13 protein-coding genes and 1 pseudogene are annotated in these 13,396 nt (G+C 36.9%); 2 read left to right on the top strand and 12 right to left on the bottom strand.

The window, feature by feature from the left end; translation table 11 throughout:
- Positions 1-215: 215 nt before the first annotated feature.
- A complete protein-coding gene (locus tag K5J94_RS03200; protein ID WP_159564408.1) occupies positions 216-1,859 on the bottom strand; it encodes an alpha-keto acid decarboxylase family protein in 1,644 nt (547 codons plus the stop codon).
- A gap of 144 nt (positions 1,860-2,003) precedes the next feature.
- Between K5J94_RS03200 and K5J94_RS03195 the strand changes: the two genes are divergently transcribed.
- A complete protein-coding gene (locus K5J94_RS03195) occupies positions 2,004-2,447 on the top strand; it encodes a MarR family winged helix-turn-helix transcriptional regulator (protein WP_159543286.1) in 444 nt (147 codons plus the stop codon).
- A gap of 568 nt (positions 2,448-3,015) precedes the next feature.
- On the opposite strand, the gene rpmH is transcribed toward K5J94_RS03195, so the two are convergent.
- The 9 genes and pseudogenes from rpmH to K5J94_RS03150 form a co-directional block, all read right to left on the bottom strand.
- Positions 3,016-3,150 carry a 50S ribosomal protein L34 gene (rpmH, locus tag K5J94_RS03190; RefSeq protein ID WP_000831903.1) on the bottom strand — a complete coding sequence of 45 codons (135 nt, stop codon included), beginning with the start codon at positions 3,148-3,150 and terminating at the stop codon, positions 3,016-3,018.
- Positions 3,151-3,576: 426 nt separating this feature from the next.
- Positions 3,577-4,929, bottom strand: coding sequence for an ISLre2 family transposase (locus tag K5J94_RS03185; RefSeq protein WP_074626891.1), 1,353 nt, complete (start codon positions 4,927-4,929; stop codon positions 3,577-3,579).
- A gap of 172 nt (positions 4,930-5,101) precedes the next feature.
- The gene (locus tag K5J94_RS03180) at positions 5,102-5,782 is read right to left on the bottom strand and encodes an IS6-like element IS1216 family transposase (protein ID WP_001015311.1); all 681 of its coding nucleotides are present in this window, start codon (positions 5,780-5,782) and stop codon (positions 5,102-5,104) included.
- 74 nt (positions 5,783-5,856) lie between these two features.
- Positions 5,857-6,252: pseudogene (locus K5J94_RS03175) on the bottom strand (nucleotidyltransferase domain-containing protein); the annotation flags it as partial.
- A gap of 14 nt (positions 6,253-6,266) precedes the next feature.
- Entirely contained in the window at positions 6,267-6,491 is a 225-nt protein-coding gene (locus K5J94_RS03170) for a helix-turn-helix domain-containing protein (RefSeq protein WP_000205227.1), read from the bottom strand.
- Between the two features lie 142 nt (positions 6,492-6,633).
- Entirely contained in the window at positions 6,634-7,302 is a 669-nt protein-coding gene (locus K5J94_RS03165) for a zinc ribbon domain-containing protein (protein WP_002303394.1), read from the bottom strand.
- Positions 7,303-8,142: 840 nt separating this feature from the next.
- On the bottom strand, positions 8,143-8,946 hold the full coding sequence (lnu(B), locus tag K5J94_RS03160; protein ID WP_002294514.1) for a lincosamide nucleotidyltransferase Lnu(B): 804 nt from the start codon (positions 8,944-8,946) through the stop codon (positions 8,143-8,145).
- 53 nt (positions 8,947-8,999) lie between these two features.
- Positions 9,000-10,484: an ABC-F type ribosomal protection protein Lsa(E) gene (gene lsa(E), locus K5J94_RS03155; RefSeq protein WP_002294513.1), complete on the bottom strand. Its 1,485-nt coding sequence runs from the start codon at positions 10,482-10,484 to the stop codon at positions 9,000-9,002.
- A 442-nt stretch (positions 10,485-10,926) separates the two neighbouring features.
- A complete protein-coding gene (locus K5J94_RS03150; RefSeq protein ID WP_088186203.1) occupies positions 10,927-11,505 on the bottom strand; it encodes a recombinase zinc beta ribbon domain-containing protein in 579 nt (192 codons plus the stop codon).
- 67 nt (positions 11,506-11,572) lie between these two features.
- On the opposite strand from K5J94_RS03150, the gene K5J94_RS03145 reads away from it, so the two are divergent.
- Positions 11,573-12,031 (top strand): hypothetical protein, encoded by a 459-nt coding sequence (locus K5J94_RS03145; protein ID WP_002325145.1) that lies wholly within the window; start codon positions 11,573-11,575, stop codon positions 12,029-12,031.
- Positions 12,032-12,081: 50 nt separating this feature from the next.
- Here the strand turns inward: K5J94_RS03145 and K5J94_RS03140 are convergent, their stop codons facing one another.
- Entirely contained in the window at positions 12,082-12,372 is a 291-nt protein-coding gene (locus K5J94_RS03140) for a hypothetical protein (RefSeq protein WP_010733534.1), read from the bottom strand.
- A gap of 178 nt (positions 12,373-12,550) precedes the next feature.
- Positions 12,551-13,360 carry an ANT(9) family aminoglycoside nucleotidyltransferase Spw gene (locus K5J94_RS03135; protein WP_002294509.1) on the bottom strand — a complete coding sequence of 270 codons (810 nt, stop codon included), beginning with the start codon at positions 13,358-13,360 and terminating at the stop codon, positions 12,551-12,553.
- Between the last annotated feature and the right edge of the window lie 36 nt (positions 13,361-13,396).

The following is a 13,396-nucleotide window of genomic DNA, read 5'->3' as shown; positions in this document are numbered from 1 at the left end:
TAATTGGGTTTAGCTTTTTATAGTGATGCTTTAGCTGCCAATGCTAGCTGGTCATTACGCGAATAACTAGCAGACTAAGCACTAGCTAGAGCTAGCTGTTAGCTTTGTAGAGCTGGTAAAGTTTTATAAGGTCTAAAAGCTCTGCCTAGCAAGTCCAGACTAAGCTAATGCTACTAGCAGCTGCACTTTTTCTAGCTTGTACTCAGTTAAAGGCATTATTGGTTCGCCTGAGCAAACATTTCTGCCATGGCTATTAATTTTTCTGGCGAATCGTTACGGTCCATATGCACTTCAATGAAATGCATATGTGCTGGGTCGGCTGTTACCTGATCCATCACAGTTTGAAGCTCTCGGCTAGTGGTCACATCATAGGTGATAACGTGCCCTTTATCTCCAAATGCTTTTGGCAAGGCTTTGTAGTCCCACATGAAAATATCGTTATAAGGGGCTTGCATGCCATGAATTAGGCGCTCCACAGTGTAGCCATCATTATTAATCATAAAAATAATAGGATTGAGCTTTAGACGGATCATTGTCGCCATTTCTTGAACAGTTAGCTGTAGTGAACCATCGCCAATCAGCAATATATTGCGGCGCTTTGGATCAGCCACCTGGGTCCCAAGAAGCGATGGTAAGGTATAGCCAATAGAGCCCCATAAGGGTTGCCCGACAAAGCGACTGCCTTTTGGTAAGCGCAGATCATAGGCACCAAAAAAGGAAGTCCCCTGCTCGGCCAAGAGCACATCGCCTGCTTGGAGGAAGTTTTGCATGAGCTTAAAATAGTCTTTTTGTGTCAAGGGTTGATCACTAAGTTCTACGATTGGACTTGCTGCTGGTTTGATTGCTGGAAAGGCGGCTTGGTTTTCATAATCAATCGTCAAAAGACCATCCATCAAATCGACCAAGCTAACATCATGCGAGACCAAATCTCCGGCTTTAAAGTCTCTTTGATTGATTAAAATAAGGTCATTTAAATCAAACTGATAGGAAAAGCCCGTAGTAGCTGAGTCGGTTAATTTGGCTCCTATGTTAAGGATACAATCAGAACCATCCACATAGTTGCGAATGCTATCTTCAGCAACTCGCCCATCATAAATTCCTATATAGTAGGGATTTTCCTCATTGAATGCTGATTTCCCTAAAGAGAGCTGAGCAAGAGGAATTTTTGTTTTATTAACAAAGGCTTCGAGTTGCTCCTGTAGCTGGTAGGCAGTGATTTCATGGCCAGCTATAATAACTGGACGCTTAGCTGTAGCTAAAGCTTGTTGGATCGCGTCAAGATAAGCAGTCACAGGCTGGCTTTGATGTTGATAAGCTACTGGTGCTCTTTTAATTTCAATCGTGCTCATCGCTACATCAATCGGTAAATGAATATGCACCGGCCGGCGTTCTCTAAGGGCGGTATTAATGACTCTGGGAATTTCGTCTTGGGCATTGTCAGTGGTGATATAGGCAGTGGTTGCCGTAATGTGCTCATAAATCTTTTGGTAATTATCAAAATGACCTTCGCCAAGAGAATGGTGAACATAGCGCTTTTGCGCTTCTGCTTGTCGTGTAGGCGCACCTGTAATTTCCACAACAGGCACTCGCTCAGCATAGCTTCCTGCAATACCATTAACCGCACTTAGTTCCCCAACACCAAAGGTAGTAACCATAGCTGCCAGGCCATGCAAACGGGCATAACCATCAGCTGCGTAACTGGCATTGAGTTCGTTGGTATTACCGACCCACTCTATCTGTTTATCTGCGATGATGTCATCTAAGAAGGCTAGGTTAAAATCCCCAGGGACCCCAAAAATACGCTCAAGGCCATTGACCCGTAAACAATCAAGCAAATACTGTCCGACACGTTTTTTCATCTTATCACTCCTTTTTCTTACTATAGTACTTATCATAAACCTCTTGGAAAAATAAGTCAATATTATTGACCTTTTTAGCTGAGCAATTCTCACCGATAATATAATTTAGTATAATAAGAAAAGGAAAATGAAGGAGAGACATTTATGGCCCACGATGATTACGAACACATGCTATTTTATTTTGCTTACCAAACCTTTATCAAAACCGCTGATGATTTGATCAAGCAGCACCAACTGAATCGGCAGCATCACCGTTTTTTATTTTTTATCTGTCAAAAACCAGGTAGCACCGTGAGTGAATTGCTAACTATTCTTGAAATTTCCAAGCAAGGTTCCCACAAAACCTTAAAAACCCTTAAAGAAAAACAGTTGATTTATGAAGAAAGCGCCGACTTTGATCGCCGTCATAAGCAACTCTTTCCCACTGATAAAGGCTTGGAGCTGATTGCTATTTTAAATCAAGCGCAAAAAGCACTACTAAAAAACGCCATCCAGAAAGAAGGCGATAAGTGGACAGCAGTAATGGAAGAGCTAGCGCGGCCGCGAGCTGGTTACTACCTGGCTGAAGCACTAAAAAAAGACCGGTGAATTTAGCTGTTGGGGCAAAGCCCTGATACTATAATCGGTCTTGCCGTTAAGTACCAGTCAAAAGCTTACTGGGCAAAGAGCAGCGACAAACCCTGATGATAGAAACAGTCTTGCCGTGAAATGGTAGCATCTCATCTGTGGGCTGGCTTAGCTGAGTTGACAAAAAATAAAGTGTTGTTTTTGCATGCACTTTTATAATTTACCAGGCTTTAAATATAAGGCAACCATCTATCATTGCCACATATCTTGAAAGTGTTTTGTATCTTAACGCTGAATATACTTGACAAATGGTAGAAAAAAGAGCACCTTTTTTGCTTTGCTAGCTGCTTGAGGGCGAGGGCCTTTTAGCCCTACGAAGAAGTCAGTTTTTGGGACTTAGGTCGTAAGAAAGCTTCGCTGGTCACACTCTAATGATGATTTCTAGCTCAAAAAAGGGTCGTAAAGCAAACTGACCCACCCTTGGCTTGGGCTTTTTTGGGCTCAAGCACATTTGGCAAAGGTTGACAATGCACAAAAAAACCAAAAGTCTCGAGCACTCTTGGCTTTGTTAGGTTCTTTTTTCTTATCATTAAGCTGATAAGACTTTACGTCCTTTGCGGCGACGGCTAGCAAGTACGCGACGGCCGTTTTTAGTTGACATACGATGACGGAATCCGTGCTTACGTTGACGACGGATCTTACTTGGTTGATAAGTACGTTTCACAGTGAATACCTCCTCATAGATTTTGTATTCGTTTAGCCGGCTATTGTGATCAGTTACTAAACATACTATATTAGTCTATACTATATCCTAGGCCTTGTCAAGAATTATTTCATATCTGGTTTGTGTCTATTTTTTTGAGAATAATCATCAAGCCTATAAATCAAGAGATTTCTCTGTTGAATTTTTTCAAAAAAAATACCGAAACAAAGGTTTCCTTGCTTCAGTCTTGACTTTATTGGCTTTTTTGTGTTACAATAACTTCAGACTGATTAAGCAAAGTGTAGATTTGTCTTAATCGGTGGAGTAGAAGTTACCCGCTTCTGCTCCTTTTTTGATTTTCTATAATGATATTATAACAAAATTGTCAGAAAAATGCAAACAAAAACAACTTAAAAAAGCCTTAAAATCCAAAAAATTTTAAAGTTTTTAATACTTAAATTTTTGGCGGTCAAGAGAAGTAAATTTCCCAGCACGTTGAAAAATTTTGCGTGACTTAAATATCGTTTGTTCCTTCGCTTCTCGGAGATAACCAACGCTTAAACGTTGATTTTGATAGTATTCATACTCTTTTCGCCAATTACCAAAAAATAGATCATCAACAAGATTAATTCTATCTAGAATAATTAATCTCGACATTGTATAAGCACCTTTTAATGACCAATACATTCCCCTGTGTTTCATCCGATAGGTTATTTTTCGATGCTGACTCTCCATGACACCTATTCCTTTGGCTGATAAATTTCTTAATTTAGCAGGCTTTGTATATTTGAAATTATTAAGAATTTTTCGGCGAAAATTAAAATAATTATAGTATTCTTCATCATCTCCATCAGCAATTAAAGACTCTACGGTGTCAAGAACGGTTTTCATCAATTCCCTTTTATGGCTATTGATTGCCTGAAAAGCTAGTTCTTTTAACTCGGCTGGATATTTTTTAAAAAATATTTTTATCTTTTCGTTTAGATGATAAGCATCCCAAAAGTGCTCGTGTATTTTAATGCCAAGCGCTTTTTTAATTTCTTGAAAAACTTTTGAAGTATAGCCTTTACCATTATCAGAATTAGTGATTAATATCGTCTCATCTGTAATCTCGTAATGATTATACAAATAGTCTAGTAATTCTTCTTTTGCCTTTTCATAATTTGTGTGAATTATCTCATGCTTATTTTCCAAAACATAACGATTTTTAGCAATTTTTTTAGAACCTGTGTGAAGAAGAAAGTGTGCTAAATCAACATTTCTTTTGTCACCTCTAGCAGAATCTGATGATTTCACCATCACGCCATCGCCTTCAATATAAAGGATTTTTGGATTAATTTTCTTGGTCGGTTCTTCCTCTAGCCAAAAGCGAAATTTTTCTTTTTCAGATAGCAATTCCCCAGCTCGCTTAACGGCTTTTAAAACAGTATCCTTAGTAATCTCAAGATGATAAAACTCTTTAACAAAATGACACACTTGACGATATGACATTACTGTAGCCATTTTAGCTACATGGCAAACCAATTCAGGAGAAAAACGCATGTACTTTTTGAGTCCTAGCCATTCATCAACAGGACAACGTGTTTTATTTCCTTTTCGCCAGCGTGACCTAGAAAATGTTACTTCCCCAAAAGTAAAAGCTACGGTTCTCTCTGTTTGATTAATACGTTTGTATCCAGCTATCCGCATTGCTGAGGCAATATTTGCATCATACGTTTCAACTCTTTTTAAAAAGTCATATTTACGTTTATCTTCTAATTCAACAACAAAACTCTTTTCATCAAATCTCATACCTGTCATACAGATATTTTACCTAATTTTGGATAAACTATCACAAAAAAACTCCTCATGGAAATGAAGAGCTTTTAAATAAAACTATATTTATATTTGTGTTTATAATTATAGTTATATATATAATGGTTCTGTTGCAAAGTTTTAAATAAAGAATAAAATCCCTTACGGTATCTATGATTTAAGCTGGGATTCCCAATAATACCTTGATTTCAGTACAGACCGAAAACCCGAAGAGAGTGCCTTCTTTTCGGGTTTTCTTATATAATCCTCGAATGGCTTCCATGCCTTTAATCGTGGTAGAGGCAGTGCGTAAACTTCGATAGAATTTATTGCGTCTCTTTACTGGACGATGGTCTTGTTCAATCAAATTATTCAGGTATTTAATGGTACGATGTTCTGTCCCTTGATAAAAGCCGTATTCTTTTAGTTTCTTAAAGGCACTTGTAATAGAGGGGGCTTTATCTGTGACTACAACCTTCGGTTCATCAAACTGCTTCACTAACCGCTTAAGAAAAGCATAGGCTGCTTGTGTGTCCCGTTTTTTACGTAACCAAATATCCAAGGTTAAACCATCTGCATCGATGGCTCGATACAAATAATGCCATTTTCCTTTAATTTTGATGTACGTTTCATCCATTTTCCATGAATAAAAGGATTTTTTATTTTTCTTTTTCCAAATTTGATAGAGTAGTTTGCCATATTCTTGCACCCAACGATAAATCGTCGTATGAGAAACGTTAATGCCACGATCATATAAGATTTCTTGAACTTCACGATAGCTAAGGTTATAACGAAGATAGTAGCCCACGGCTACAATAATCACATCCTGCTGAAATTGCTTTCCTTTAAAATGATTCATCGTCATTCCTCCTGCTATCTTTTTCTATTATTCTACCTTATTTGATAGTAGATTTAAAACTTTGCAACAGAACCCATTGCACTAATATAACCATGGGGATGCCCAGTCTGATAATTGGCAGTAACAATTCCGTGCTCTGTATCTTTCATTATTTGTTCCACACGTTTAATATCACGTAAAATTAAATCCACATGATACCCATTTATAAATAACCATCCGCCGCCATTAATCCAATCACCCCACGCTCCGGGAGGCACAACAAGGTTGTTTCTATTTTTATCATCCAATTCTGTAGCAATTTGATTAATCGCTGTCAGGTCAAATGAGTCTGAATTGTAATAGATTCCGATATCTATATCAGAATTTTCTGTATGGGTGCCTCTTGCACGTGAGCCCCCTAATACGATGCCTTCTATAAAAGGCAAAGATGATAATTTCTCTGTTACTATTTGAATAACATTACCTACCATATAAACATCCTCCTTTATTCGTTAGATATTTTTATTTCTTCTCCATCTGGTAAAATAAATGCCTGCACAAACTTGACACCTAGCACATCAGCAATGGCCTTCAACTCATCCAAGGTTACTGTTTCTCGTTGTAATTTTTTATTGAAATTCTGTGGAGTCTGGCCAATACGTCTAGCAAGTTCGGAAACACTTATATTCATTTGCTCACACAGTTCTTTAATCATTTCTGCCGTAGTCATACAGCACCTCCAAGTTTATGCTAAGAATAACATAAACCATTTGGTTGATAAATGCAATAGTCATTAAAATATTATTATAATCAGCAATTAAAAGAAAACCCACAACTCTACTTCAGAGTCATGGGCTATTTACTTCTGGTTTTCATATTTCCATTTCGATACCTGGTTTGAAGGCTATGACGAAGTGGTCTTCATAGACCTTAACGTTCTGGATTATCTTCCTTACAAGCTTATCATCATATTCTAAGGTGCGGAATTTGTTCTTGCGGATAAATTCAATCAACTCATTGATGCGCTCGTTCTCGCCACTGAGGGAGGCATCTTCTACTAAAAGAGTCTGACGCTTATCTCGCATCTCATCGATCTCATCTACCAGGTATTCATAATCTTGACCTTTATTGGCCAGCTTGATTAGTTCTTTTTGTTTTTCATCTAGTAGGGTATTAATCTCTGAAATTTGGTATTCTGTGGTTTCTCCAATCACAGCATGAATATTTTCTTCCAGTGTCTTTATCATATTGTTGCCACCAGCAAGTAGCTTATTAATTGCGGTCATTACCGCACCATAGAGTTCATCTTCTTTTACGGTTCGGTTCTTACATACCTCGGGACCCTGCTCGATTCTAGTCACGCATCGCCAGACAAATTCTTTTCTGCCATGAATATTCCAATAGGTTCTCCTATAAATATCGCCACAATATCCACAGAAGGTGATGGCACTTAAAGCGTACTTGCTACTATAAATTCTTTTGTTCTTGCCTTCTCCTGTGTAGATATTACTTCTCCGATAAATTTCTTCTTGAGCCTGCAAAAATAACTCTTTAGAAATAATCGCTTCATGGCTATTTTCAACATAATACTGGGGAAAATGAGAGATTAACTACAGTCTCACTTACTGGCTAGTGACAGTAAGCAGACACACTCAACGTTTAGTACTCAGGCGATTTAGGGATCAAGTCAACAAACACTAAAAACTATTGATTGCATAGGATTTTTAAGCATCTCCTAACAACCCAACATCTAATCTATCACTTCATTTAAGTAGGGTATTTTAGTTTCGCTGTTAAAATCAAGCCTATTTTTATCTGTGGATGTAAATCCTACTAATATCCGATTCTCCACTCCCTTAAGCCATGCAAAGAAATTCTAAACCATATTTGCACCAAAAAGAGATTAACCACTAGCGGATCGAAGAAAAACACCTTGTCTCAGCTACGTCAAAAGATGAAATGTGAGTGACGCTAGATTCGTGCTTCAGCAATTCTAGGATCGAAGCGGTCTCGCAGCCCCTCACACAAGGCGGTTTTCCATAGGATAGCGCGAGATTCAATCACCACTATTTGCCAAAGAGCCCAAAAAACCGCTAGCCAAAAATCGGCTACCGGTTCTAAAAATGATGTTTATCCTTTTCGAGTCTAACAACTCGTCAGGACGAACAATAATTATTTTCTTGTTAACAGACATACTGCTTCCACATGGATTGAGAGGACAGAATGAATGTCATTTGTGTATGTCCGTTCTCGGAAACATATCCACGACACTTTTTGCACTATCGGTAGACGGGAACATATCCATAGGCTTCGCTGTTTTTTGAAAAACTGAGGTATGCTGTTAATTTTCAGTACCCAATACTGTGAATAACGTTACTCTCCTATTCACTAATGTAATTCAACAATCTTTCTAAAATGTCATGTGTAACTTTTAAGTTGTATTGTTCAATAAGGTGACTTTGCAAATCCATAACTAATAGCAAAGAATTTTTATAGGCTTCAAATAATTCTACCTTATCTAATCGAGCAGTGGTCTTTGCAAATTTTTTATAATTTTCAAGGCTAATTTCTTTTTCAAGGTTTTTACTCATGTTTAGCCAATTATCAGCATTTTTTTCTGCCATACGTATAAGTTGTAGTGTATTTTTTTGAAGTTGTGATAAGAGTTCTAATGAACGAGCATATTCTCCTCTTTTTAGAACGTTGATTCCCATCAACCATAGATTAGAGAAATTACACAACAAAAAATTAGCATTTTCTTCAGTAAGTCTATTTGGTCTTGCACCACTTATCTCTGATAAATAATTTTCTAATTGCCCTGTTTCATCGTAAATAAGCATAGCCTTCGTATCAGGAATATAACCTGAATCTTTAAATGAGGGGATTATGTTCATATCTTTTTCAGAAAGGAAATGAAATTCCCCACGTATAAGATTATCAAAAATAACTACCTCTGTTCCGTACTCATTTTTATAAAGCATCAAGTACGGAGCTACGTCAAACAACCAGTTGGATGAATCAAAGTTCGAGGTTATACTATCTTTCAAAAATATATAGAACTCTATATCAGAGTATTGGTCACCTTCTCCTTTGGTAAACGATCCATACATCATACAAGCTGTAATTCGTTCATCTGACTCAGTAAGATTCTTAACGTTTGCAATTAATTCTTTTTGTTTTAACATTTCTTCACCCTTTCATGTAAATATCTTTTAGTTATTGTGGCAACTCAAAATCTCTACAAACCTAAATTAATATTTTTCGTACAAATGTTATTGCAAAAAGCATCATCATGCTCCACAAACAATAGTGTAGGACAATATTCCAAAATCATTTTTTCAATTTGGATACGTGAAAAAATATCAATATAGTTCAATGGCTCATCCCATATATACAAATGTGCACTTTCACAAAGGCTTTTAGCAATTAGTACTTTCTTTTTCTGACCAGCACTAAAATCCACCATGTTCTTATCAAACTGCTCTCTATTAAAATCCAGTTTACGAAGAATCGTTTTAAATAGAGTTTCATCGATCTTATTATTATAGGCAAATTCAGATAGATTACCTTTTAAATATGAAGTATCTTGCGAAATATAAGAAATTTTTAGTCCACTTGCTAGCATAAAATTTCCGGTAAATTTAATATCATCTCCATTAATCAATTTTAGGATACTAGACTTACCACTCCCATTTTTTCCGATAATGGCAACTCTATCACCAATATTGACTCTGAAATTAAGATTACTGCATACTTCTTTATCTCCATAAGACAATGATAAATCATTCGCTTCTATTAAGCACTCTTTGTGAAATTCAAGTGGTGAAATTTTTAAGTCATCATATTGTTCAATGTTGTGGAGCAGTTCTGATTTTTGTAAAACGGCTTCCTGATGTCTTGACTCAATATTTTTGGCACGTTTCATCGCTTTTGCAGCCTTATGTCCAACATAACCCTTATCCAGTTTTGAACCAGAATTTGTTGTTCCATATTTACTTTTTTCTACTTTATTTGACCAGTTTGAACTACGTTTTGCTGCATAAGACAACCTTCCTATTTCTTTAAGGAGTTTCTTGTTTTCTGCCAGTTCAAAATTATCTTGTAACGTTTTGTTCTCCCACCAAGAAGTAAAATTTCCCTTTTGGATTTCGATATTCGTTTTATTGATAGATAGTATATGGTCAACACATTGATCAAGTAAGCTTCTATCATGAGATACCAAAATAAACCCCTTCTTGCGTTTCAAATAGTTTTGCACTACATTACGTGCATCGATGTCAAGATGGTTTGTAGGTTCATCAATAAGCAGGAAACAACTCGCTGTAAGGAATAAAGCTGCAAGAAGGACCTTCGTTTGCTCACCATTTGACAATGTATTAAACGGACGATATAAAGCATCTTCTTGAACATCAAGCAATGATATTTCACGAAAAATCTCCCAATCCATACATTCCGTACAAATACTCTTCATTACTTCAATTGTATATAGACTCTTATCTTCCACATCATAAGGAAAATACTCAAACTTAACTGTAGAACTTATATTGCCGGAATACGCATATTTGCCAAGCAGTAAATTTAAGAAAGTAGTTTTACCGCGTCCGTTTCTTCCAATAAAACCGAGTTTCCAATCTGTATCTATCTGAAAACTTACATTTTCAAAAATATTGTCATAACTTCCTTCATATGAAAAAGTTAGATTTGAAACATTTATTAAGGACATATATTTCTTCCTCCTTTACATTATAAAAATTTTATAAGCAAAGTCGGTTTTCGGCATTAATTACTCTATAATGTTATCCAACTCTGCAAGGATTTTGTCATGAATGACATAGTATCATTGTCTATCACGTTTATCTTCCTTTCTTTTACAAATATTAAAAGCCGCAAGAAAGTAAATTCTTACGGCTCAAAAACAAATACTATTATTACCTTTTGTTATACATAACATAAGGTTACTGTAATGTATTATTGAGTGTAGAATACTTAACTTTCTTGCAATTTGCATAACAAAACAAACGGTTCTATAGCCGTTTCTTTAAATATCTTATTATGCATCATATAATTAGCAAGAAAAGTTATACATTCTTCCACCTCCAAGTCGTTTTATTATATCATATTATCTTTAAAAATCCAATATAATTCTTCTGTTCTCTTTCTAAAGATTACCCTTCTACATCAATCTCGACTCCTGATTTGAATTCAACGGCGAACTTATCATGAAATACCGTAACTTTTTCTATAAGCCTCCTTACTAACTGCTCATCATATTCCTCTAACTCACAGGATTGTTCATTAAAGAAATCAGTCATTTCAGCGATTCGTTGCCTTTTTCCTTCACGCTCTGCATTTTCAACAAGTGCATTTTGCTTCAATTCTCGAAGGTGGTAGATTTCATCAGCCACATCTTCATAGTCATTCTTGGATTTTGCTTGGATAAGAAGCTGTTGTTGTAATTCTTCCAATTTGCTATCAATATCATTGGTGGCATTATCATTTTCTTCATTAAGTATAGTAGCTATGTTTTTCTGCAACGCCTGGAGGAAGGGTTCTTTGTTAGCCAAAAGTTCGTTAATAGCCTTGACCACTGCTGTCTGCAATGTTTCCTCGTTTATGGTAGGGGCAGTACATTCAGATCCTTTTTCCTCCAAACGGCTGACGCATCTCCAAACAATAGACTTGTAACCTCGGTTATTCCAGTGTACCCGGCGGTAAATATCACCGCACTGGCGAGCAAACTGCAACTGCAACTATGCAGGCACTTAATCTTAAAAGAACTACTTTCTATAAACTGGTGAAGGAAGTGATTGTATGATGACGATGTGTCCACGATGTTTAGAGCTATACAGTGAAATTTGGTCGAAGCCTTGTTGTAAATGCGCCGATAAGACCATTCCTGTTGATATTGAACTCATCAATGTCGTTCAGATGCTGCTCACTAGAGGCTTCGATGTATCTTATGCCACTTGTTACCCAGATAAAGAACAAGGTGAGATCGAAGCTATGGAAATTGAGATTCACTTTAGGGAATTGTATCCGCAGGCTCTCTTTGATGGTCTCCCACCTGACTGGATTGTAATTGACGAATACCCAGTTCTTGGCGGTAAGGTTCTTGATGAACCTGTTGATATCCTTACATGTGCAATCGAATATCGATTTGAAGAGAGCATCCATATTCAAAAGGATATCGCTATAAGCAATCTGGAAACATGGCTCGAAGAGAAAGACCCGCAATCTTGTAGGGCTATCCTTACATTGGCCGGCTTCTGAAAAAGTAAGACCCTCTCAACAGTAATGATCTGCTGAAAGGGTACTTTACTTTAATCTATGACCTTGAAGTGCCTTAATGCGTCTTTAATAGCTTCTACTTTATATTCTGGTGCTGGTTTATATGGGCGTTTTAGTTCTTCAACTGCGTTTGGTGCGTCGTACATCGGCAGGCCTAAGTTTCTTTTGACCTCTGCAATGTTTGCAGTGTGAACTTTGAAGCCGTACTTTTCTTCGATATACTCCTGAATAAGCCTGTAGGTGATACGATCTGGCTGGATTTTTCGGTCGTCTGCGTACTCCATTTTTACACTGATAAAATCGTCTGCACTTTTGTGGGACAATAAAACACACGTCTCAACGTGGCTCGAGTTGATGGCATTGATGTCTTAAGCTGATTTTTAACCCTTTCGTTCGCGGGAACGTATCAACGGTATTTTGATTATTTTTTAAGAAACTGATATATGGGGGAACATATCGAAGCAATCAATAATGCACATTAACAACTAGTCTTTGTTATATTTAAACTATTCGAAAAGGTAATTGGATATTAAGGGAAGACTCTATAGACTTTTTCATATGATTAACGAGTTCAGCCACCTCAGATTCCATTCCTTCCCACTTGTCAACACACTCTCCTAAATAAGCCTCTCTCGCTTTGTTGAGTAAAGTAGCATGCTCATCGGGTAATTGAGGTATCGCCCATTCAGCTGCCAGATCTTTTGAGCGAATTTCACCAGTAGATGCTGTCAGCCACATTCTGGCTAAAGTTAAAATCACATTGCGTTCGTCACCGTTAATGCTAGCTATCAACCCGGGCAACGATTCTTTAATTGCTTTTCGAATATCTGTCATTGGCACAGGCTCAATTACTTCTGTTGCCTTTGGTCCCAAAAGGTTAATACTATTTTTTCTTAGTTGTGCTAAAAGTATTGCTAAATCCGGATCATAAGTCGACTCAGGAATTTCTCCCTTTTCAAACTGCTCTCTTAGCCACTCGCCATACATAAATTCATATTTGGGGGGGAAATGCCAAGGGACAATATCCTTTTGATTTATGACCGTAACTTCAAGAGGCCTCATATCTTTTATGTTTCCTATTTTCCCAGATATAAGCATTAACCTATTTGTAAGATTCCTTCGAGTTTTTTCAGATAAACTTTGATTTGTTATTACCAAAATATCTACATCGCTATTCATACGTAAACCACCCATTACTGCCGAACCATACAAATACACCCCAATTAACATATTATCAAGTAGTTCCGCTATAGTTTTTAATGCTTGAATTGCTTCTTTCGGAATTTTTTTGTTACTTAAATCTATACTCAACTTCGATCTCCTTTCGTCTGAAAACTGTTTTTTAAC

This window comes from Streptococcus halichoeri (assembly GCF_019774635.1).
Classification (GTDB): Bacteria; Bacillota; Bacilli; order Lactobacillales; family Streptococcaceae; genus Streptococcus; species Streptococcus halichoeri.
This window is presented reverse-complemented; position numbering and strand designations above follow the sequence as displayed.